Here is a 22,550-nt window from a genome sequence, read left to right as displayed (position 1 = left end):
GATCTGAATGAAGTAGGGTCGTACGGATTTCCACCGTTAAAAGGATAGAGTATCGGGTGATAGACCCCGTACTTGAACCAAGAGGGGATATAAGGATATCCCAATAGAGGTGGCACCGCGGTCAGCATCGTCCTCTATGAACAGTATTTCTGTTCATAGAGGGCTTTTTTTTTACTTTTTAAAAGGTGAAAGCGAATGGGAGGATATGAATGATGAAGCATCAAGATTTGAACTATGTTGTGAAAGAATTGAATGGTGATATGTACACACCCATATCACTCTTCCAATCCTTAAAAGGGAAAAAGAAATTTTTATTGGAAAGTTCACTGAAACATGAACAATCCGGTCGCTATTCTTTTGTGGGAAGCGATCCGTTCTTGGAATGTAAGGCATTTGGAAATACCGTACAGATTATTAAAACATCCACTAATCATGTAGAGGAACGAATAGGGGACCCCATTGAGATGATTCAAACCCTTATTCCCCACTATCATTTAGAAGGTGCACCCTTTCCTTTCACAGGTGGAGGGGTTGGATATTTAGGATATGATGTGATCAGACATTACGAGGAAATCGGTATCACCCCCGATGACGAATTGGAGATGCCGGACATTCATCTCATGTTCTATGAAAAAGTCATTGTCTTTGATCACCTTGAGCATAAAGTATACATCATTGTCATGAATGAATGGACAGAAGAAATGGATATGGATCTTCAGGAAAAAGTGAAAGAAACCGAAGACGAGCTGTCAAATGTGTATTTGGACACAAACAAAGAAAAACTGGATCGTCTTTCCTTTCATGCTCGAACGTCAAAAGATGAATACATGGAGAGAGTGGAAAGAGCGAAGCAGTCGATTCAGGAAGGAGAAATCTTTCAAGTGGTGCTTTCCCAAAGACTGCAGGCATCCTTTTCCGGAGATCCTTTTACATTCTATAGAGGCTTAAGGCAATCCAATCCGTCACCATATATGTTCTTCATCGACTTTGAAGAGTACGTCGTATTGGGGGCATCCCCAGAAAGCATGTTGAAAGTACAGGGCAGTCAGATCACAACGAATCCCATTGCAGGTACAAGGCGCAGAGGGAATACCGTTGAAGAAGATGGAAAGCTTGAGAGGGAGCTGCTATCGGATGAAAAGGAAATGGCTGAGCATCGAATGCTCGTAGACTTAGGCAGGAATGATCTGGGAAGGATTTGTGAAATCGGATCCATCCGATTAACCAAGTACTTAACCATTGAGAGGTACAAATATGTGATGCACATCGTTTCAGAGGTGAAGGGTAAATTGAAGGAAGAAGTAACCCCCCTTGAAGCATTAACAGGCTGTTTGCCTGCAGGAACAGTGAGCGGGGCACCGAAGATCAGGGCCATGCAGATCATCAATGATCTTGAAACGACAAAACGCGGAGTATACTCAGGCGCTGTCGGATATCTCGGGGTCAACGGCAATCTGGACTTTGCCCTGGCGATCCGCACAATGGTCGTGAAAGATGGTGTGGCCAATGTTCAAGCAGGGGCAGGCATCGTGTATGATTCAGATCCGGAATCTGAGTATGAAGAAACGCTGAATAAAGCACAATCATTATTGGAGGTGACGGGATGATTCTACTCATTGATAACTATGATTCGTTTACGTATAACCTGTATCAATATATTGAAGAACTTGGTGAAAGGGTAGTGGTCAGACGGAATGATGCGATTTCATTGGAAGAAATAAAAAAACTGGATCCTTCAGGGATCATCCTTTCCCCTGGACCAGGTAAGCCTGAAAATGCAGGTATTTGCACCTCGATTATACAGAATCTTCACGCTAGTGTGCCGATTCTCGGCGTTTGTCTCGGTCATCAGGCAATCGGGGCAGCCTTTGGGGCAACCATTGAAATAGCTGAAAAGGTCATGCATGGAAAGAGCTCACTTATCAAACATAGTGGTGAAGGGATATTTGAATATATGCCGCAACCGTTGGAAGTGATGAGGTACCATTCACTGGTCATCAAAAGAGGGACTCTGCCAGAACCGCTGGAGACAGTTGCCCTTTCTATGGATGACGGGGAAATCATGGCCATCAAGCATATGAGATCTCCTTTGTTTGGGGTTCAATTCCATCCAGAGTCCATCGGGACGAAAACAGGGAAGAAAATCATTCAAAACTTTTTAGACGAGATGAGAAAGGGGAATAACCGTGAAAAGATATCTACAAAAGCTGTCTGATGGTCATTCATTAGAAAGAGATGAGATGAGGGGAGCCGTTCAGGAATTATTCAAGGAAGATACGACCGAGAGTCAGATAGCCTGTTTCTTGACCCTGTTAAAAATGAAGGGGGAAACGGTGGGGGAAATGACAGCCCTGGTTGAAGTGCTCCGAGAGAAGGCATTACCCGTAACCAGCACCATAAAGGATGTATTGGATAACTGCGGGACAGGTGGGGATGGATCCCAGAGCTTTAATATCAGTACAACAAGCGCATTCGTATTGGCAGGGGCAGGAGTCAAAGTGGCAAAGCACGGAAATCGGAGCATATCAAGCAGGACCGGCAGTGCAGATGTGTTGGAACATCTGGGCATCTCATTGGACTTTCAGGCCCATGAAGTGGAAAATCTCCTAAATGAAACCAATATCGCCTTCCTCTATGCACCCCATATCCATTCGGGGCTGAAAAAAATCATGAAGGTCCGGAAAGAATTGAAAATTCCGACCATCTTTAATCTGATTGGTCCACTAACGAATCCCGTTCAATTGGAAACCCAGCTGGTCGGGGTGTACAGAAGAGATAAGCTGGAAACGATGGCACATGTCCTACGTAAATTGGGAAGAAAGCGGGCAATCGTCCTGAATGGAGCGGACTACATGGACGAAGCGTCACTTGCAGGTGAGAATCATCTTGTCCTTCTGGAGGATGGTGAAGTCAGCTCATTTACTTTATCAGGGGACGAGGTCGGGCTCCCATCTTATACCCTTGAAGAGATCAAAGGAGGAGATGCAGGAGTCAATGCCCGTATCTTACAGGACGTCTTACAAGGGAAAGAAGGAGCCTATACGGATACGGTCTTATTCAACGCAGGAATCGCCTTAGTTGCTCATGGTAAAGCTTCGACATTCGCAGAAGGTGTGAAACTGGCAAGGGAAAGTATAGAAAGCGGACGGGCAAATGAGGCGCTCTCATCCCTTGTACACTATAGCCGACAACGACGAAAGCAGGTGATTTGATTGGCAACCATTTTAGATACCATCATTGAAAAGAAGAAAGAAGAAGTGAACAATTTAAAACAATCCGGATATCAATCCTTTCATAATCATAGCACTTCGACTAAATCATTATACGATACGCTTAAATCGGCTTCCTCCTTACAAGTCATAGCTGAAATCAAGCGGGCATCACCATCAAAAGGCGATATCCGGACGGAAGTGGATCCGGAATTACAGGCCGCTATCTATGAAGAAGCTGGAGCATGCGCCATATCTGTTCTGACGGATACACCATTTTTCAAAGGGAGGATGGGGGATCTTGCGAATGTTCGAAGAGCCGTATCTATCCCGATTCTGTGTAAGGACTTTATCATCGATGAAATCCAGATCGATCGTGCCAGGGATGCAGGGGCGAATGTGATCCTGCTAATTGTGGCCGCACTGGATTTCACCAGACTGAAAGAATTATATTCTTATGCCTCACATCTTGGACTGGAGGTTCTTGTAGAAGTTCATAATGAGGAAGAAATGATGGATGCCTTAGAACTCGGTGCTACTATAATCGGGGTGAATAATCGGAACCTGAAAACCTTTGAAGTGGATCTATTAATCACTGAATCCCTGGCATCGATGGTGAAAGGCAGGGAAGTAGTACTCATAAGTGAAAGTGGAATCAAGGATGAGTCAGATTCAAGGAGAGTGAAAGATGCAGGGGCACAAGGGATCCTCGTCGGGGAAACGTTAATGAGAAGTGAAGATCCCGCCGTTACCCTTTCCGCTCTCAAGGTTGAAAAAGGTGGGAAGAAATGACAAAAGTCAAAGTGTGCGGAATCAGAAGACAGGAAGAAGCCGAGTGGGCAGTGGAAGCGGGAGCCGATGCCATAGGGTTCGTATTTGCCGAGAGTAAAAGGAAAGTCGATGTGGAGAAAGCGGCCGAGATCAGCAAAGCCGTTCCTCCAGGTTTATTAAAGATCGGCGTGTTTGTGAATGAATCAAAAGAAAGACTGGAAGAGATCTTTCATCTCGTGCCGCTCGATTATGTTCAGCTGCACGGGGATGAATCAGTGGAATTCTGTGAAGCTCTCAATCTTCCATTTATCAAGGCGATTTCGGTGAAGGAAAGAAAAGATATAGACAGGATTGAGGAATTTCAGGGTGAGATGGTTTTGTTGGATAGCGGAAAGGGACCCCATCGTGGTGGCAATGGCACCACATTCAATTGGGATTATGCACATTCCCTCAACATTCCTCAGCAGCTGATTCTTGCAGGGGGATTAAATCCGGACAATATCAGGGAAGCCATCACAAAGGTCCGTCCCTATATGGTGGATGTCTCGAGCGGGGTTGAGACGGATGGGAAGAAAGACCGGTTAAAGATGGAAGCATTCATAAAGGAAGCTAAATCGGTGTTTGAATAAATGAAAACAGTGAATGGAGGAAGAAGAATGTTATATGCACAACCAGATCATAAAGGACTGTTTGGTCAATTTGGTGGAAGGTTCGTTCCTGAATCATTGATGAAAGCCGTTCAGGAACTCGAGTCCGCTTACGATGAAGCAATCAATGATGTACGTTTTCAAGAGAGGCTGCAAAGCTACTTAAAGGATTATGTAGGAAGGGAAAATCCTCTCTACTTTGCAGAAAACCTCAGCAGGCAGATAGGGGGAGCCAAAATCTATTTGAAGCGGGAAGATCTGAATCACACAGGTGCCCATAAAATCAACAACACGATCGGTCAGGCCCTCCTTGCTGAACGGATGGGAAAAAGAAAAGTCGTTGCGGAAACAGGAGCTGGCCAACATGGGGTTGCAACCGCCACCGTATGTGCTCTGTTAAACCTTGATTGTGTCATTTTCATGGGTGCGGAAGATATCCGCAGGCAGAAACTGAACGTATTCAGGATGGAGTTGCTCGGAGCAAAGGTAATCAGCGTCACCCAGGGAAGTGCCACATTGAAGGATGCCGTGAATGAAGCGCTGCGTTACTGGGTAGCCAATGTTGAAGACACCCACTATATAATGGGGTCCGTTTTAGGTCCACACCCATTTCCGAAGATGGTACGGGACTTCCAAAGTATCATTGGAAAAGAAACGAAGAAACAATTCTTTGAAAAAGAAAAATGTCTTCCAAATGCCATCGTGGCATGTGTCGGGGGAGGAAGTAATGCCATTGGGATGTTCCACCCGTTTATTGAAGACAAAGAAGTGGACTTATACGGTGTCGAGGCAGCCGGAAGCGGTATTGAAACAGACAAACATGCCGCCACCTTAACGAAAGGATCTGTCGGAATCCTTCATGGAAGCATGATGTATCTCCTTCAGAATGAAGAAGGGCAGGTACAGGAAGCCCATTCCATTTCTGCAGGTCTTGACTACCCAGGTGTAGGACCTGAGCACAGCTATTTAAAAGAGATTGACAGAGTCCGTTATGCTTCCATTTCTGACAGCGAAGCGCTGGAAGCATTCAAACAATTATCACAGACTGAAGGAATCATTCCTGCACTCGAAAGCTCCCATGCCGTTGCCTATGCAGTGAAGTTGGCTGAAGGCATGACAAAGGACCAATCAATCGTCATATGTCTATCCGGGAGAGGGGATAAAGATGTTGAACAAGTAAAAGAGTTATTGGGAGGTAGTCAGCATGGGTAAAAAATTTCTTGAAAGCAGCCTTGAAGCCGAATTAAAGCGGGGGAATAAGCTGTTCATCCCCTATATAATGGCAGGAGACGGTGGCATAGACACATTGATAACAACTTTAAAGAAGCTTGAAGAAGGTGGGGCGACTGCCATCGAAGTCGGTATACCGTTCTCTGATCCCGTTGCCGATGGACCGACGATTCAAGAAGCGGGTAAAAGAGCGTTGGAGAAGGGAACAACACTTCGAAAGGTGTTCGATGTATTGACTGAAAGAAGAAAAGAAATTGGGATCCCCCTGATTTTTATGACCTATATCAATCCGATTTACAAATATGGTGTAGAATGCTTCTTCGACGATTGTAAAAAGGCTGGGGTGGATGGAGTGATCATTCCTGATCTGCCGCTGGAGCATTACGATTTGGTCAAGCAGCCTTCGAAGGAAAAAGAAATAGCCATCATCCAATTGGCAACCCTCACCAGCTCTTTGGAAAGAGTGAAGGAATTAGCCTCTGTGACAGAAGGGTTCCTCTATGCCGTCACGATTAATGGAATTACAGGAACAAGAGAGGGGTTTGCTGAGAATATATCCCGTCATTTAAACAAGCTAAAGAGCAATAGTCCGGTTCCGGTTCTGGCGGGATTTGGGATATCGAGCCCCGATCATGTCCGCAGCATGAGTGAGAACTGTGATGGGGTAGTGGTCGGAAGTAAGATCATAGACCTTATTCAGCAGGACTCCTATGATGAAATCAGGGAGTTAATCGGAGCATCAAAGACAGGAGCTTTTCACTCGTGAATTCCTCTAACTACAGCCGATCCTAAAAGGGTCGGCTGTTTACTTGACATTATGAATTATTTTACCCCTTTTATGGAGACAGTCAGTGCAGGGCTTACATCTTTATAAGATAGAGAAATATTTTTAAAGCCGGTTTCCTGTAGAGCCTGTGAAATTTCTTCCCCATAGCGTCGAGCTTTGCTGTCCCGCTCTTCATCTCCCCGGGGCTGAACGGTAATGAGGATGGTTCCTTCGGTTTTAAGCATCTTGTATAAGTGTCTGAGTGCCTGCTTCTGGTCATTCCATAACGGGTAATTATTAACGGAAAAGATTCGATCATACTGAACATCGTTCAACTCGAATTGACTGATGTCCTGAGCGAACAGGCGAACCCTGCCTTTCTCTATGGCTTTCTGATTCTTGCTTTGAGCCGCTTCTTTCATTGTTTCGGAAAGATCGACCCCGTCCACAAAGGTATCAGGGAATCGATTGGAAATTCGCTTAATACAATATCCCGGCCCATATCCCACTTCAAGAACGCGATCGCCATTTTCGATGGACAGTTGTTTGATGGACCAATTGTTGATCTTCCGATTATCAAACTCCATTACTTTCCCCACAACCCAGCCCAGGATTCCTTTCGGGCGCTTAAATTGTTTCTGCAGCGTAAACAACAGGGCATCACCTCGTTTCCTGTATTTTCAAATTGATGTTCTATCTTTCACTTTTCCACGAAACCTGTGAAGTAAAACCTTAACTGTAATGTTGCAATTTTTTGAAAAAGTGGCATAATATAATCAAATCTAATTTGCATTGATGAGAAGAGTACATAGTGTAAGTCCCTTACCAGAGAGCTTCGGAAGCTGAAAAGAAGCAGGGAGATAACCTATGGAAAATGGTCTCGGAGCATTCTACTCGAACCAATGGGGTGTAGGGTAGAACGGGGTTGGGCGTCCGTTATCACTGCCACGGTATAAGGGCTTATCTTGCTCCGTACTTGTTGAGGTGGTCTTGCGTGAGCAGGCTATGAACTAAGGTGGTACCACGAGCTTAACCCCTCGTCCTTGGATGTCTTTCGATATCCGCAGGACGAGGGGTTTTTATTTATATCGAGGAGGAAAACACTATGACTGTTTTTATAGGTGGGGCTTGGCCTTACGCCAATGGCTCCCTGCATTTGGGACACATCGCTGCATTGCTGCCGGGTGATATCATTGCCCGTTATTACCGCTTGAAAGGGGAAAGTGTTTTGTATGTTTCAGGGAGCGACTGTAATGGGACCCCGATCGGGATTCGGGCGGGACAGGAGGGGATCAAGGTAGAAGAAGTAGCAGATCGCTACCATGAGGAGTTTGTCCGCTCCTTTCGATCACTGGGATTCAGCTATGATGAGTATACCAGGACGGATCATCCACATCATCACAAGGAGGTACAAAGAATCTTTACCACCCTTCATGAACAGGGATGGCTGTATGAAAAAGAAGTTGAGCAAGTATACTGTTTGAACGATCAGCGGTTCCTGCCTGACCGGTTCGTAGAAGGAACCTGTCCAGTTTGCGGTTCGACGGCGAGGGGAGATCAATGTGATCATTGTTCGACTGTACTGGATCCAACGGACTTATTGAATGGACTTTGTAAAATTTGCGGTGAGGAACCGGTCCTGAGAACGACCACCCATTTATACTTTGCTCTTTCCAAATTCCAGCAACCCTTAGAGAGGCTGCTACAGGAACAGAAAGGAAAGTGGAGGGATAATGCCGTACAGCTTACAGGCCGCTACCATAAAGAGGGATTGAAGGACCGCCCGGTTACAAGAGATTTGGAAAATGGGGTGGAGGTTCCGGTTGAAGGATTCCACGACAAGAAGATTTATGTATGGATAGAAGCGGTGTGTGGATATTTGAGTGCCTCAAAGAAATGGGCCGGGGAAGAGAAGGGAAGTCTGAACAAATTCTGGGATAAAGACACCCTCTCTTATTATGTACATGGAAAAGATAATATTCCATTTCATACGATTATTTGGCCAGCCGTCCTTCTGGGCATGAATGAAGAAACCCATTTACCGGGTCACATTGTCTCAAATGAGTATCTGACATTGGAGAAAAGGAAAATATCGACGAGCCAGAATTGGGCTGTCTGGGTAAAGGATCTTCTTAGTGCTTACCATCCTGATACGATCCGCTATTTTCTGACGATCAATGCACCTGAAAAGAGGGATGCAGACTTCTCATGGAGAGAATTTATTTACAGCCATAACAGTGAACTTCTCGGTGCTTTCGGAAATCTTGTTCAACGTACCGTGAAATTCTATAAGAAAGAATTCGGTGACAATGTGATCGTAACCAAAGTAGATGAGAGGGTCCAACAAAAAGTGGAAGAGGTATTCTCATCCGCCGGTCATTGGATTGAATCAGGAAGTACGAGACAAGGGCTTGAGGAGGTATTTGAATTCATCAGGTGGTGTAATAAACGTTTTGATGATCAGAAACCGTGGATAATAGTGAAAGAAAACAGGGAAGAAGGGAAAAGGGTACTTGAAGAATTCATTTATATCATCAGTAATCTTAGAAGTATCATCGAGCCGTTTATACCTTTTACAGCTTCAAAGGTGGGGGAACGGTTAGGGATGACCCATCAACCGCATTGGGGAAGTGTATCCCTCCCCTTGGAGTTGACAGTAAAGAATACTTTACCATTGTTCAACCGGATTGAATTGAAATGGATCGATAAAGAAAGGGAAAAGCTGAATGAGAAATCCAAAGGAGAATGAAATGAAAATCGTCATTGTTTCTGACACTCATATGCCGAGAAAAGGAAGGGGACTCCCTCCTATCCTTCAGAAAGATCTTATGGAGAGTGATCTCATCATTCATGGGGGAGATTTCGGGACCCATGATGTATATATGGAATTCAAGGGGTACGGAGAATTGATTGCCGTTGCTGGAAATGTCGATGACACTGAACTCCAATCCCTTCTCCCGAAAAGAAGGATCATAGAAAGAAAGGGCATGAAGATCGGTATAACGCATGGGGACGGAAAGGGGAAGACCACTGAAAAAAGAGCTCTGGAAGTCTTTGATGATGTTGATGTGGATCTGATCGTCTTCGGTCACTCCCACATACCCTTTTCCCGCTTTATGAAAGGAGTCCTATTGTTCAATCCCGGCTCTCCCACGGATAAACGGAAGCTTCCATATTATTCCCACGGTATATTGACAATCGGAGACACCTGGAAGGTCGAGCACATATTTTATAAATAAAAAGCACAGTGGCTGAACTGTGCTTTTTTCATTATTTAATGAGATATTGATAATACTCTTGACTGTAAAAGGTTTGAAAACCGCTTGATTCATAAAGATTCAATGCCTTGCTGTTCGTTGCAGCCACATCAAGGTATATATCATCGGTCCACTTGGATTCCTGCATTACGACCTGTGATAATGCATTTCTTCCAATTCCCTTTCCTTGAAACGATGGGAATACCGCAAACCCGTAAATGAAACTTTTATTGTTCGTTCGTTGAACCCTTATCTTGCCAACCACTTTCTCATCAATGATAATCATAAGATTTCCTTCCCTGGACTCTTCAAATAGCCTCTTGGTATAGGATTCGGCATCACTTCTGACAACCCCGAAACAGGTTTCATCAAGGTCGATGATGGTTTCGATATCCTGTTCATCCGCTGTTTTGATTCCGACAGAATCAGAATCTATGACCAACTCTTTTTTATTCCATTTCATTTCATATTCCGTGAAATCATAGACAGCGTCCATATGTGATATAAACCCTTTTCCAGATGTCGAAGATCCCGGAATATTAAGTAAGAGCGTGTTGACCTTACGGGAATTTAAAGAGTGAAGTGCTTCTTGAAACAGTTCTTGGAACAGGTGCTGACGACGGAATTGAGGATGGATCATCCCACATATTTCGTAGGAATCACCAAATCCGTAAATTCCTAAAAATCCGACCAGACGGCCATCCTTATAAAGAAGGAAATCATCTTGATCGTTCTTTCTCTTCTTTAGCATTTCCCAGTTCAATTTTAAGTTTATCCCTTCAAAATCCTCGCAGACATCCTGAAGATCCTTTATATTTTGAAGTTGTGTAGAAGTAAGCATTCGTTATCCCCCTTTTTCCGAAAGAGAAAGAATTTTCTTACTTGATTTTATTTTATGAGCATTATTTATACAAGAAAATTTTGTTATTTCATTGAAAAAAGAAGTTGGGACAAAAGAGTTTAGTTAAAAGAAAATCCGAACGATCATTTGCAATCGTTCGGATTTATCATTTAGCTGTCTACGTAAATACTGTTGGTTTAGGATGTAGTGAGTAGTGGTTGATTTCCGCTCCAGTTGCTCGCTTTCCGCGGGGCTGGCGGTGAGCCTCCTCAGGCAAAAGCCCTGCGGGGTCTCACCTGTCCAGCGTTTCCCGCCGGAGTCGAGCAACTTCCGCTCCAATCAACTTTCCAAGCGTAAGTGTTTAACTATAACATTGTAGAGTCCCCCGTTGCATACACCAACTCTTATTCTATAAGTTCCAATGATCAATTACCGTCACTTTTACAAATACTCTTTCTTACATGATGTGATGTGAATGACTAATTATGCTCCGAATTATCGAACATCCGAAAACTATAAAGTCTTTGTATGATTAACAATTATGGTAAAACGGGACTTCTAAAATTTTTGCTGAAGTTTATACACTGTAAAGAGCAGAATCTAGCTTTTGATTGGAGTGCAAGACGAAGACTCCTACGGGAAAAGCGGAATAGGTAAGACCCCGCAGGAGCGTCAGCGACGAGGAGGCTTGCCTTCCGCCCGAGGAAAGCGAAGTCTTGCACGGAAATCAAAAGCGGTGTAACAAGTGAGCCTACCTAATTTTTTGATTGTTCGTCTTTAGAGAAGATGGATTTAGATATGTCCCAGTTTCTCCATCTCATTCCTTATCCTGTATCCGTTGAATCACTTCATGGAGTTCATCCGGCTTTAAAAATTCCAATGGGGAGAATCCTTTTTCAAACATGACGGACTCGCTTTCAATCATCAGGACGTATCGGCCGTTCACTTTCGCCAAGTGAATGCTGTCTCCGAAATCTGAGAGAAGGGCTTTTACTGCAACATGGTCAAGCTTCACTTTCAGTTCCACTTCAGGGGACTGCTCGACGATTTGGGAAGTCGCTTCCACGACTTGCTCCGTCGTGAACCGTTCCTGCAGCTCACGCTTTGGACTGATGGCCCATTCTTCCACGGCTTCTTCAAATTCGACCCGTTCATCACTTTCTTCCGCATAGGTTTCAGATATATGTTCCTTTACCATGCCGTATACTTGTGATTTGACGATTTCGGGCATGGATTTTTCATACTCCACCCATTTCAGGAAATCTTCAAAGTATCTCGCATGTGAAGCTTGATGAATCTTGATTTCGGATGAATCCATCATGCCTTCTTCAGGCATATACGGATATTGGATGGATTTCATATTTTTCGTCGTGATTGCCATTTCCACATTATGTATCAGGGTTGCTTCATCCGTAATGGTGGCAACCTTTGGTTCGAAATCACATTTCATGAGGAATAAAAAGGGATCATCAAAAAATTTGGTGAGCTTTGCGGTGGCTACTAAAAATGCTCCGCCGCGAATAGCGCTGGCTTCTATGTACATTTGGACAATCTGATCACATGCTTCACGAAAATCTTCTTTGCTTTCAGCATAACGGGTTCGATGAAATAGATTGTAGTTTGGATTCGATGTAAGCTCATGACCGGGTTCTACAACAAAGCGGCCAATTTTAGTGGGGGCGGATTCTGACTTGGAGTGTCTGTCCACCTTGCGCTTGACGATCTTAGTCAGTTCACCGTCCAGGAAGCTTTTAAGGGGGCTTTCCTCATACTCATCACCGGTTAATGTTTGAAAGTGCTTATGTCGTTTATCTGCTTCTTCGCCTTTTCCTTCTACCTGGATTAAATAAAAGGAAAGATGTTGTATGGTAAAATCCATGATTAGTTCTCCTGACCTGATTAGATTCGAATTCTTATGATTTCACATTTCTTGTTACAGTATAGAAAAGCACAAAAGGTTCGTCAATCGACTTATGAAAGGGGATGATTGAGAGATACTATCTAGTAGCTTGATAAAACGTAAGGTGGTGAGCTTGGTGAGTAATGAATCATTTTTCACATTAATGAAAAAAGGAAATAAATCTTCATTTTTTGCAATGGTGGGAAATGGCATCCTTGCAATCGCAAAGGGGGCGGCATTCTTTATCAGTGGGAGTGGGGCAATGTTTGCCTCCGCCATGCACTCGTTAGCCGATGCCGTCAATCAAGGTTTTGTATTTATTGGCAGTGTTCTTTCAGAGAAGAAGCCGACGGAAAAGTTCCCGACAGGTTTTGGGCGTGTCATTAATCTATTTTGTATGATTGCGGTCATTGTCGTTTCGGTCATGGCTTATGAAACGATTCGTGAGGGGTTTCATCTACTCAAACATCCCGCTGAAGTGAAAGGGATATGGATAAATGTTTTCGTGTTACTCCTGAACATCTTTATTGATGGAACGATCCTCTTTAAAGTGATGAAGGAAATCAGTCAGGAAGCCCGTGTGGAAAGCAGGGGAGCTGGGATTGTAACAGGTGCGTTCACGCATGTAAAGCGGGCAGCGCCCCCAACAAGACTTGTGTTTTATGAGGACTTAGTGGCTGTATCAGGTGCCATTCTTGCTTTGATAGCGGTCCTTGTTTCTTATTTCTCTCCGTTTCAACTATTGGATGGGATTGTGACCATCATGATCGGATTCCTGATGGTGGGGGTTGCATTCAGGGTTGGTTATGACAATATGGTTGGTCTGATAGGGGTTGCTGCACCAAAAGAAGTGGAAGACCGGATTGCTGCTGCCATCTTTGAACATGAAGCGGTCATCGATATCTTTAAGATGCGGATCACACAGGAAGGCCGCTATTACCATGTTGAATCATATCTTGAATTGAAAAAGGGGTTACCCCTGTCAGAAGCGGATGACATTAAGTTTGCCATACAGGATCAATTAATAGCAGATCCGGATATTGCTGATGTAACTTTGGGAATCATAGAGGACAATGGGATTCAGGAGTGGAAAGGGACTGATATGCCTGAATTGCCGTAATGATCATCCGGCTGATGATGTCAGCCGGATGATGCAAATTAATTTTGAATGAATTTTTCAAAAATAAACCCAAAATCTTTGAGGGTCAATTCTTTTTTCTTGTCCGACAGCCAATTGAAGGCATATTGATTGACCTCTTTAAACTGCTCAACAACATTTACGCCATCTGTCTTTACTTGTCCCAATGTTGAGGATGCAAGTTGGAGACTTTCATTGGCAAAGCCGGAATAAATACTGTTGTCGGTAGTGATTTCACCAATTTTTATAAGGGACTTATACAGATCTTTCACTTCTGCTAAATGTTTTTTATGAACATCGATGGAGTAGATATCCGAACCGATCTTAAACTTTATTTCAACATCCAGATCTACTGTTCCCGCCGTTTCGAGAAGGACATTCGAAAGGTGATACTTGTAATAATCCAAGCGGCGGAGCACCCGTTTCTTGCTTGCTGCACTCGTCCCATCCAGGTGGATGAGTGCTTTGTTTGTAAAGCAGTATTCATCGGACTTGGATTTGATCAGGAAGTAAATCTTCTCTCCATCTTCATGCATAATATAATCATCTGAATCGGCTTTGTCGTAATCCTGCGGCTTTATGACTGTGCCGATATCACTTAAACCTAATACGTCTGAAGCAACTTTTCCAAACATGTTTTCAAATCCTTTCGATTTTGGATTGTTTTCTTTCTTACCATGAGATAAGACTTCATTAGTATATCATAGATTCATAGAACGTAAGGGAATATGTGGAAGAGTCTAATTTGAACGCTTATGGTTTGGGTGTAGCATTCCGTTCATACTATAATAAAGAAAATCATAGAATAGATTATCATAAAGGGGGAAATAGAATGGATGTGGACGATCTGCTGATGCGTTTCAAAGATAGAACGCCTAAAGTGTTAGGAAGTGAAACATTTTCTGAATATGCTATTCTACTTCCTTTGATTGAAGTGAAAGGTGAGATTCATGTTCTCTTTGAAGTCCGTTCATTGAATATGCGGAGACAACCAGGGGAAATCTGCTTTCCGGGTGGAAGAATAGACCGGAGTGACTCAGATGAGAGGGCAGCTGCTTTAAGGGAGACGTCAGAAGAATTGGGAATACAACAACATGTCATCTCGGACATTCATCCTCTCGATTATATCGTATCCCCATTTGGGACGATCATCTATCCCTTTGTAGGGAAGCTGAATATATCATTGGAAGAGTTGAGCCCGAATGCTGCCGAAGTGGAAGAGATTTTCACAACCCCTCTCTCATACATGCGTGAAAAAGAACCGGAATTGTATAATATCAAGTTTAAAATGGAACCGGAAGAGAGCTTCCCATACAAACAAATACCAGGTGGGGAAAACTACGACTGGCAGGCAAGGAACATGAAAGAACATTTCTACTACTATGAAGACAAAGTCATCTGGGGCCTCACCGCCCGCGTCCTCCATCACTTTATAAAACTGCTGTCACAACCCTCTAATTGACAGGCCAACGTAAAAAATTGTTACTATTAAATGGATAATAATATCTAAATGAGTAATATACGATAGTAGGACATGAGAGGGATTTGTTTGGATGAATTATATAAGTTTAGTATAGAAACACAGAGTGGATTGTAGCGGAAGGCACTTGACTTCCTCCCCGCGCGAGTCTTGTGCCTGCGGCGGAAAGGAACGGTCCATATATTTACATTCCCACTTATTCAAAAAATAATAAAAAAAATCCTAAAAGAAATTCTACATTTACCTGTACAGATTGACAGGCGTTTCGTTTTTATACTTTTTTCGATAGAACAACCTGTCGGAGAAAGTATTTTTGTATGTGAATATGTAGCAAATTGAATGGTTTGTAAAAGGTTAGGAGGAGGTAAATAGAAGTAACAGAAAGACTTAGAAAAAGGAGAGGGGAATCATTATGATCATTCGTGCTAAATGTTGGAGGATGTTAAGCGTACAGGAAAAATTGTTTATCCTGAAAGCAGTTTGTAATAAGCATCTAAAAAAATAGTCTCACGATAATATTGCCGATTTGTGCATGCCACAGCTTTTTGTCTTTGGTCCGCTTACACTGGTGGTACGATCAAATCAGGAATGTAAGGTTTGCAAATGAAGTGCGACGTTAAGCAATCCAACCCCATGTAATGTAGAAATTACATGGAGGCCGTTGATCCAGCCACCTTCCTATTCTTTTCTGACAAGGTTCCCTTAACGGTGAACATGAAATCCCCAAAATAATCCCACCAACCAACATCATTCAATTCTATCGATAGTCCCATTTTTCAAATACTTCTTACCAAAAGACAATAAAATGTTTATGGTGTATTTTATTGGTCTTTTGGTAAGATATAAGTGCACACACATATAAGGGGGACAACTAGTGAAAGCGTCACACACAATCATGATAGCGGGTCTATTTATTACTATTCTATTAAGCGGATGCAATCGAAATGCAGCGGACGTGGTCGTTGATGGCAGTGTAACGGTAAATGAAGAAGCTGAAACACTTACATTTTCCGGAATGTTAACGGATGAAGCTCTAGAACCGGAAACGTCATTTCGAGCCCGTTTCTTCCTGCAGGGCAAAACGATTAAAAATGCGCTGGAAACCGACTTGATCTACACAGATGAAGAGCTGAAAAGCCGTAAAGAGGGAGAAGCTCCCAAAGAGTATAAAGTAGAAAAAACAGTAGAAATAAAAAAGATTGAAGAGATCGATAAGATTATAAGCGAGATTAAAAACGAAGATAAAGAATCTGTTACCATCGAAATCGTAAATGAGAATGGCCGCATTGATGACAAGGTTCTTCATGACATTAAAAAGGAGTAGGGAGATTCAGCCCTCTCCTTTTCTATGTATGACGGCTTATTTAGGATCTATTGGTCTTTTTAATGCATAAAGATCATCTTCAAGTAGAAGCATTTTATCCATCAGTACGTCTTTGGAATCCATCACTCCCTTATTATATAAGAAAGGACCGATTTCTTTCATAAAGAAGTCAAACCAATTTTCAGCTCCTAAATCCCCGATTTCATCCCCTGTTTGTTCATAGTGAAAACGTTGGATCCTCCCAATCATGTCATCCTTTTGTTCTTTAGGTAACTTTGTAAACATCATGAATACCCCTCCAGTTTTGTTTCTTCCATCGTACCATAAGAGGTCCGTTCACGGGCATGAAAGAGAGCCCTTGTTTCTTCTAGACCTCATAGATCCTGGTCATCGTCTAGTATGAAAGCCATAGTAATCGGAGGCGTTCGACGGTCAGTGTGTTGAAACATAAATATATATTTATTAATGAGTTCATTTATTAGGGTAAAAAATAGTAAGGCACTATGAATTTGTATGTTTGTGGTAAACTAATCCGTACATGGCAGGGATTCAGCTGTGAAGTTATGCAAAAAGGAGAAATGAGCATGTGGCAGGGATTTAAGAAATTTGCCGTAAAAGGGAATGTGATCGATTTAGCTGTGGCAGTCATCATCGGTGCCGCCTTTGGCAAGATTGTGAAATCACTGGTAGACGATATCATCATGCCTCTACTTGGAATATTACTTGGAGGAATCAGTTTCACTGATTTGAAGGTTACGGTCGGGGAGGCAGTCATTACATATGGGGTATTTATTCAAAATGTAGTAGATTTTTTTCTCATCGCCTTTGTCATATTCTTCATGGTGCGACTGTATAAGAAAATCGAGCGTAAAGAAGAAGTGAAATCGGAAATGAAAATTGATCAGAAGGAAGAACTGCTCAGGGAAATACGTGATTTATTAAAGGAACCGCCAAACCGATCATCTTAAAGCAGGGTAAAAATAAAGGGAATTTCCATACAGTAGCCAATATAAATAAGAGAAGACTGTAAGGGGGGCTTAAAATGGAAATGAACTCAATCTACTTAATCAAAGAAAAAAATGGAATGAAAAAGGACTATTCGCTCCTTCTTTCCATGATGGACTATACAAGATTGACCACCATTCAGGAAGTGGAAAAATTGCCGGTTGAAATGCTTGATTACCGTTGTCATGATGAAGCTAATTCCATAGGGATGTTGCTTGCTCATTTTGATGCAGTAGAAAAGATTTATCAGGCATTGACATTCGAACAATTGACCGATGATGAAATTGAAGCATATGCCACTGAATTGGAACCGGCATTAAGTTTAGGCAGCGAGGCAGCCGAGAATATAAAAGGAAATTCTGTGGAGTACTACCTGGAAAACCTTCACCGCACAAGAAAGGCCACAATCGAGCAATTTAAAAAATTGGACGAAGCATGGCTATATGAAGAAACAGATTGGTGGTACGGGGAAAAAGGGAATAACTTCTTTAAATGGTTTCATGTTTTTGAAGACGAAATCAATCATAGGGGTCAAATAAGGATGATCAAGAAGTTATATGTAAAAGAAAATCAACCCACGACAGTAGAGTAGGTTAGACTATATTTTTTACAATTAGACCCATTCCTGCCTTGAGTTTTGGAGGCGAATCTGTTATAGTAAAGATAATTATTTTTGTTCGATTAATCTACATGATTGAAAAACATTCGTCTTGAATTTTAATCAGAGCAGGAATATAAATATTTTTACGTGCAACTGCACTAGGAGGTACATGTTTTATGTTACAAGGTAAAGTTAAATGGTTTAACGCTGAAAAAGGTTTCGGTTTCATCGAAGTTGAAGGTCAAGACGATGTTTTTGTTCACTTCTCCGCTATCCAAGGTGAAGGATACAAATCATTAGAAGAAGGTCAAGACGTTACATTTGAAATCGTTGAAGGCGCTCGTGGACCACAAGCGGCAAACGTTCAAAAGTAATTCAATCGTATAATTATAATTTCAAGCAGGGTACGTCAGCTGACGTGCCCTGCTTTTTTGCTCTATAGAATAGTCGATGTGGACAATCAGGTAGAAAGTTCTATAATGAAATAGACTGTATTACATTGTTTATGGAGGATGATCGCGTTGGTGGCAAAAGAAAGTAATATGAAACTGGCTCTTGCCGGCTTATTGTTAGGTATACTCATGTCAGCCATGGATAACACCATCGTAGCAACGGCATTGGGATCCATCGTGTCAGACCTGGGTGGACTGGACAAGTTTGTATGGGTCACAAGCGCATACATGGTAGCGGTAATGGCTGGGATGCCGATTTTCGGTAAGCTGTCTGACATGTATGGCAGAAAGAGATTTTACATATTCGGTCTTTCCATTTTCTTAATTGGTTCAGCCCTGTGTGGGATTGCACAGGATATCGTCCAGTTAAGTATATTCCGGGCCATTCAAGGAATTGGCGGTGGAGCTCTGCTTCCAATCGCCTTTACCATTGTGTTTGATTTATTCCCACCTGAAAAACGTGGGAAAATGACAGGACTCCTTGGTGCAGTATTTGGATCTGCTTCAGTATTCGGGCCGCTGATTGGAGCATTTTTAACGGATCATTTAAGTTGGCATTGGATTTTCTACGTCAATGTACCAATTGGTCTCCTATCGCTCTTCTTCATTACAACGGCTTATAAAGAATCCCCACAACGATCAGACCAACGAATTGATTGGGGAGGGGCGATAACCCTGGTGATAGCGGTTGTCAGTCTCATGTTTGCCCTTGAATTCGGCGGAAAGGAATTTCCTTGGGGGTCGTGGCAAATCATTGGATTGTTTGCATCTTTCTTTATCTTCTTTATGAGTTTTTTATGGATCGAACGAAAAGCATCCGAACCGATTATTTCATTTTGGATGTTCAAAAGTCCATTGTTTGCGTCAGCACAGGCCCTCGCTTTTCTGTATGGTGCTGCGTTCATAATCTTGACCATATTGATCCCGATCTTTGTTCAGGCTGTATATGGTGGGTCTGCGACAAACGCCGGATTGATTTTGACTCCATTGATGCTCGGTTCTGTAGCAGGCAGTGCCGTTGCAGGTATCCGGATGACGAAAACAAGTTACCGTAATATCATGTGGGTCTCCATCATTTCCTTTATCGCAGGTATGGTTTTACTTGCGACGATGGGGCCGGATACGAGTAGGTGGTTGTTGACACTCTACATGGTCATAAGTGGTTTTGGTGTAGGTTTTTCATTTTCATTACTGCCTAATGCCACGATCCATAAACTTGATCCGAGGTTTAGAGGGTCTGCCAACTCGACAAACGCCTTTTTCCGTTCACTGGGGATGACCATTGGAATAACGGTCTATGGAACGCTGCAAACAAAACTCTTTGCCTCAAATCTTGAAAATGCCTTTAAGGGTCAGGAAACAGGAGGGAGTTTCCAGGGTGATCCAAGGAGTATTTTTGAACCTGAAATGCGTGAAAAGATTCCGGATTTTGTGCTTACCAAAATCACGGACGCTATGTCAGATTCCATTACGACCACTTTTGCCTATGCACTGATACCCCTTGGAATCGCATTGGTGTTTGTGTTCCTGATGGGGAAATCAAGACTTGAAGTGACAACCGCTCCTTCTTCTGAGAGAATGAAGGAATAGAAGAAATACCCATTCATCCCTGGTCTTTGATCAGTAAATCAGGTACAGGATCAGGGATTGAACCATTGCATTGGAGTGTTTGATTTTGTGGAAAAATGCTAAGAAATTTTTTATTTTTATAGGGGTATTCCTCGGGATAAGTCTCTTATTGAGTATCATAACGGGTCTGATTATTACCTATATGTACGACGGTACCGGTTATAAAGGTTCTCCCGTAATCGGAACCATGATAAATGGAGCTTCAGCTGTAATTGCCGTATTAGTCGCATATAAACCGTTCAAAAAAAGCGGTGTACATAAAAGGTAGCAACGACTTTTGCTCCAGGAATAGAACGAATGATGAACCTTCCCATATTGGGAAGGTTTTTTTGTATTTAATACTAATTAAGGTATCGATAAATAAGGAAAGAGACCAGTCATTTGACTGATCTCCCTTTAAGTATCGGTTTTTGTTACTATGTTGGATTATTTATTTTGTTGTTGCTGATTTTGCTGATTTTGTTGATTCTGTTGTTTAGCGGCTTTGTTAGCTCTTTCAGAAGCGTTTTGCTCTTGAGCAAATTCAGCTTCATTTTTTTGTTGCTGTGGCTTTTTGTTATTATTGTTCGTCATCATGATCACCTCCCTCTACATTAATTTGCCCGGATATGAAAAAAAGATACTCAAAATTTTACTTTTTTACTATTCTCATTCAGACTTCGATTACCATTTACTTACTAGTTTAGTTCTCTCTAGAAGAGGGTATCACTAAGTTCATGCCTTTTTTTCATTACATAAGTATGAGACAGAATTGGAACTGAGGGGGAAGTAAGTTGAAAAAATTTACACCAATGTTTTGGATCGCGATTTCGATCGGGGTGATTTTTGTTTTATGGGGAGTCCTTTTTCCTCAAATGTTGATCGATGTCATGACCAATACTCAAGGAGTACTTCTTGATAAATTCGGCTGGTTTTATCAATTTTCGGCCACATTCTTTTTTATCATCGCCATCTTTTTTGCCCTGAGTAAATATGGAAGGATTCGCTTAGGAAAAGACACGGACAGACCGGAATACTCTACATTGACCTGGTTTGCCATGCTGTTCAGTGCAGGAATGGGAATCGGCCTGCTTTTTTACGGGGTTTCTGAACCTGTTTCACATTATGCCACTCCTCCTTTTGGGAAAGGCGGGACCATTGAATCAGCCAAGGTAGGATTAAGGTATACATATCTTCACTGGGGATTCCATGCATGGGCCATATATGCAGTTGTCGCTCTGGCACTGGCCTATTATAAGTTCAGGAAGGGGATGCCTGGACTGATGAGTGCCACGCTGTATCCGATCATCGGTGATAGAGCGAAAGGTCCGATCGGTTACGTAGTGGATATCATCGCTGTATTTGCCACCATTTTCGGAGTAGCCATATCATTGGGAATCGGAGCACAACAAATCAATAGTGGCCTCCATTATCTCATGGATGTGCCGATTAGTTTTAGCATTCAGCTAATCATCATGGGGATTGCTACCGTCCTTTATATTACGTCCGCTTCGACGGACTTATCCAAAGGAATAAAATATTTAAGTAACGCCAATATGATCCTTGCGGTTTTGTTATTCATTGTTTTCCTTGTCGTCGGACCTTCACAATTCGTACTGGAATTATTTTTGACAACGTTTGGAAGCTATGTACAGAATCTGCCGAGTATGGGATTGCGTTTTTCTCCATTTAACGTAGAAAATAACCAATGGGTGAAGGACTGGACGATTTTTTATTGGGCATGGTGGATCTCATGGACACCTTTCGTGGGAACATTCATTGCCAGGGTATCGAAAGGAAGAACTGTCCGTGAATTCATCATAGCTGTGATCATCGTTCCTACCATTGTTTGCTCACTATGGTTTGGGGTATTCGGGGGAACGGGATTGTACTATGATGTGGTCCAGGGAATGGATGTAGCGGGTCAAAGTTTGGAAACGGCATTATTTTATGTGTATGATCAGATGCCTCTAAGTGGGGTTTTGTCGATTATTTCACTATTCCTGATCATTACCTTCTTTGTTACCTCTGCCGATTCTGCCACATTCGTATTGGGCATGCAAACATCTAATGGAAGTCTGAACCCTCCATTCTTTGTGAAATTCAGCTGGGGAATCATCTTGGCGGCTATCGCAGCCATCTTAATGGGGACCGGCGGCATCAGTGGACTTCAGGCGGCTACCATCATCACCGCTCTGCCCCTCGGGATCATCTTGCTCGTCATGACATATGGCTTGCTCATTTCATTTCAGAAAGAGACCAGGTTGAAGAATAAACGGGAAACAGATGCAGGCATTGAATAACAGGTATGAAAAACCCCC

Annotated in this window: 24 protein-coding genes and 2 other annotated features (1 of these 26 only partly in view); of the genes, 18 read left to right on the top strand and 6 right to left on the bottom strand. The window is 42.6% G+C overall.

The annotated features are described in order from the left end of the window. Nucleotides 1-138: a binding site (T-box leader), on the top strand (it extends 106 nt beyond the left edge of the window). A 71-nt stretch (nucleotides 139-209) separates the two neighbouring features. Genes trpE through trpA form a run of 7 tightly spaced genes read left to right on the top strand, consistent with a single transcriptional unit; the run spans nucleotide 210 to nucleotide 6,623 of the window. Continuing rightward, nucleotides 210-1,607, top strand: a complete 1,398-nt coding sequence (gene trpE, locus V8G47_RS02285) for an anthranilate synthase component I (protein ID WP_336198671.1) — start codon at nucleotides 210-212, stop codon at nucleotides 1,605-1,607. Then, entirely contained in the window at nucleotides 1,604-2,215 is a 612-nt protein-coding gene (locus tag V8G47_RS02280; RefSeq protein ID WP_336198670.1) for an anthranilate synthase component II, read from the top strand. Before trpE ends, V8G47_RS02280 begins: the two co-directional genes overlap by 4 nt. After that, nucleotides 2,187-3,212, top strand: a complete 1,026-nt coding sequence (gene trpD, locus V8G47_RS02275; RefSeq protein ID WP_336198669.1) for an anthranilate phosphoribosyltransferase — start codon at nucleotides 2,187-2,189, stop codon at nucleotides 3,210-3,212. Before V8G47_RS02280 ends, trpD begins: the two co-directional genes overlap by 29 nt. Next, nucleotides 3,213-4,001, top strand: a complete 789-nt coding sequence (trpC, locus tag V8G47_RS02270; RefSeq protein ID WP_336198668.1) for an indole-3-glycerol phosphate synthase TrpC — start codon at nucleotides 3,213-3,215, stop codon at nucleotides 3,999-4,001. It abuts the gene before it with no gap. Beyond that, entirely contained in the window at nucleotides 3,998-4,609 is a 612-nt protein-coding gene (locus V8G47_RS02265; RefSeq protein WP_336198667.1) for a phosphoribosylanthranilate isomerase, read from the top strand. The genes trpC and V8G47_RS02265 overlap by 4 nt, the downstream gene beginning before the upstream one ends. A 27-nt stretch (nucleotides 4,610-4,636) precedes the next feature. Beyond that, a complete protein-coding gene (gene trpB / locus V8G47_RS02260; RefSeq protein ID WP_336198666.1) occupies nucleotides 4,637-5,839 on the top strand; it encodes a tryptophan synthase subunit beta in 1,203 nt (400 codons plus the stop codon). Continuing rightward, the gene (gene trpA / locus V8G47_RS02255) at nucleotides 5,832-6,623 is read left to right on the top strand and encodes a tryptophan synthase subunit alpha (RefSeq protein ID WP_336198665.1); all 792 of its coding nucleotides are present in this window, start codon (nucleotides 5,832-5,834) and stop codon (nucleotides 6,621-6,623) included. Before trpB ends, trpA begins: the two co-directional genes overlap by 8 nt. 56 nt (nucleotides 6,624-6,679) lie before the next feature. Here trpA and V8G47_RS02250 read toward each other — a convergent pair whose 3' ends face one another. Beyond that, nucleotides 6,680-7,276, bottom strand: coding sequence for a class I SAM-dependent DNA methyltransferase (locus V8G47_RS02250; protein WP_336198664.1), 597 nt, complete (start codon nucleotides 7,274-7,276; stop codon nucleotides 6,680-6,682). A 130-nt stretch (nucleotides 7,277-7,406) separates the two neighbouring features. Then, nucleotides 7,407-7,671: a binding site (T-box leader), on the top strand. 57 nt (nucleotides 7,672-7,728) lie between these two features. Between V8G47_RS02250 and metG the strand changes: the two genes are divergently transcribed. Further along, entirely contained in the window at nucleotides 7,729-9,372 is a 1,644-nt protein-coding gene (gene metG / locus V8G47_RS02245; RefSeq protein WP_336198663.1) for a methionine--tRNA ligase, read from the top strand. A gap of 1 nt (nucleotide 9,373) precedes the next feature. Next, the gene (locus tag V8G47_RS02240; protein WP_336198662.1) at nucleotides 9,374-9,862 is read left to right on the top strand and encodes a metallophosphoesterase family protein; all 489 of its coding nucleotides are present in this window, start codon (nucleotides 9,374-9,376) and stop codon (nucleotides 9,860-9,862) included. 31 nt (nucleotides 9,863-9,893) lie between these two features. Here V8G47_RS02240 and V8G47_RS02235 read toward each other — a convergent pair whose 3' ends face one another. Both V8G47_RS02235 and V8G47_RS02230 read right to left on the bottom strand, forming a co-directional pair. Next, entirely contained in the window at nucleotides 9,894-10,721 is an 828-nt protein-coding gene (locus V8G47_RS02235) for a GNAT family N-acetyltransferase (RefSeq protein ID WP_336198661.1), read from the bottom strand. Between the two features lie 817 nt (nucleotides 10,722-11,538). Next, nucleotides 11,539-12,600 (bottom strand): DUF3900 domain-containing protein, encoded by a 1,062-nt coding sequence (locus tag V8G47_RS02230; RefSeq protein ID WP_336198660.1) that lies wholly within the window; start codon nucleotides 12,598-12,600, stop codon nucleotides 11,539-11,541. 184 nt (nucleotides 12,601-12,784) lie between these two features. Here V8G47_RS02230 and V8G47_RS02225 point away from each other — a divergent pair, with 184 nt between their 5' ends. After that, nucleotides 12,785-13,741 carry a cation diffusion facilitator family transporter gene (locus V8G47_RS02225; protein WP_336198727.1) on the top strand — a complete coding sequence of 319 codons (957 nt, stop codon included), beginning with the start codon at nucleotides 12,785-12,787 and terminating at the stop codon, nucleotides 13,739-13,741. A gap of 38 nt (nucleotides 13,742-13,779) precedes the next feature. Here V8G47_RS02225 and V8G47_RS02220 read toward each other — a convergent pair whose 3' ends face one another. Continuing rightward, nucleotides 13,780-14,394, bottom strand: a complete 615-nt coding sequence (locus V8G47_RS02220; protein WP_336198659.1) for a PH domain-containing protein — start codon at nucleotides 14,392-14,394, stop codon at nucleotides 13,780-13,782. 197 nt (nucleotides 14,395-14,591) lie between these two features. Between V8G47_RS02220 and V8G47_RS02215 the strand changes: the two genes are divergently transcribed. Next, a complete protein-coding gene (locus tag V8G47_RS02215; protein ID WP_336198658.1) occupies nucleotides 14,592-15,221 on the top strand; it encodes an NUDIX hydrolase in 630 nt (209 codons plus the stop codon). Between the two features lie 892 nt (nucleotides 15,222-16,113). Beyond that, nucleotides 16,114-16,563, top strand: a complete 450-nt coding sequence (locus V8G47_RS02210; RefSeq protein WP_336198657.1) for a hypothetical protein — start codon at nucleotides 16,114-16,116, stop codon at nucleotides 16,561-16,563. A gap of 36 nt (nucleotides 16,564-16,599) precedes the next feature. Here V8G47_RS02210 and V8G47_RS02205 read toward each other — a convergent pair whose 3' ends face one another. Next, the gene (locus V8G47_RS02205; protein ID WP_336198656.1) at nucleotides 16,600-16,848 is read right to left on the bottom strand and encodes a DUF2164 domain-containing protein; all 249 of its coding nucleotides are present in this window, start codon (nucleotides 16,846-16,848) and stop codon (nucleotides 16,600-16,602) included. A gap of 299 nt (nucleotides 16,849-17,147) precedes the next feature. Here V8G47_RS02205 and mscL point away from each other — a divergent pair, with 299 nt between their 5' ends. From mscL to V8G47_RS02180, 5 genes are all read left to right on the top strand, one after another. Beyond that, entirely contained in the window at nucleotides 17,148-17,531 is a 384-nt protein-coding gene (gene mscL / locus V8G47_RS02200) for a large-conductance mechanosensitive channel protein MscL (protein WP_336198655.1), read from the top strand. Nucleotides 17,532-17,605: 74 nt separating this feature from the next. Further along, nucleotides 17,606-18,160 (top strand): DinB family protein, encoded by a 555-nt coding sequence (locus tag V8G47_RS02195; RefSeq protein WP_442970781.1) that lies wholly within the window; start codon nucleotides 17,606-17,608, stop codon nucleotides 18,158-18,160. Nucleotides 18,161-18,345: 185 nt separating this feature from the next. Beyond that, complete coding sequence (gene cspD / locus V8G47_RS02190; RefSeq protein WP_032088076.1) at nucleotides 18,346-18,543, top strand: cold-shock protein CspD; 198 nt, start codon at nucleotides 18,346-18,348, stop codon at nucleotides 18,541-18,543. Between the two features lie 147 nt (nucleotides 18,544-18,690). Beyond that, nucleotides 18,691-20,211 carry an MDR family MFS transporter gene (locus V8G47_RS02185; RefSeq protein ID WP_336198725.1) on the top strand — a complete coding sequence of 507 codons (1,521 nt, stop codon included), beginning with the start codon at nucleotides 18,691-18,693 and terminating at the stop codon, nucleotides 20,209-20,211. Nucleotides 20,212-20,359: 148 nt separating this feature from the next. Continuing rightward, nucleotides 20,360-20,518 (top strand): hypothetical protein, encoded by a 159-nt coding sequence (locus tag V8G47_RS02180; RefSeq protein ID WP_336198654.1) that lies wholly within the window; start codon nucleotides 20,360-20,362, stop codon nucleotides 20,516-20,518. Nucleotides 20,519-20,676: 158 nt separating this feature from the next. On the opposite strand, the gene V8G47_RS02175 is transcribed toward V8G47_RS02180, so the two are convergent. Then, entirely contained in the window at nucleotides 20,677-20,823 is a 147-nt protein-coding gene (locus V8G47_RS02175) for a hypothetical protein (protein WP_336198653.1), read from the bottom strand. 200 nt (nucleotides 20,824-21,023) lie between these two features. Here V8G47_RS02175 and V8G47_RS02170 point away from each other — a divergent pair, with 200 nt between their 5' ends. Then, nucleotides 21,024-22,532: a glycine betaine uptake BCCT transporter gene (locus V8G47_RS02170; RefSeq protein ID WP_442970780.1), complete on the top strand. Its 1,509-nt coding sequence runs from the start codon at nucleotides 21,024-21,026 to the stop codon at nucleotides 22,530-22,532. The last annotated feature ends 18 nt before the right edge of the window (nucleotides 22,533-22,550 follow it).

Origin of the sequence: Rossellomorea sp. LJF3 (assembly GCF_037046045.1) — a bacterium.
GTDB lineage: Bacteria > Bacillota > Bacilli > Bacillales > Bacillaceae_B > Rossellomorea.
The sequence above is the reverse complement of the archived record's forward strand: the minus strand, read 5'-3'. Positions and strand labels throughout refer to the sequence as shown.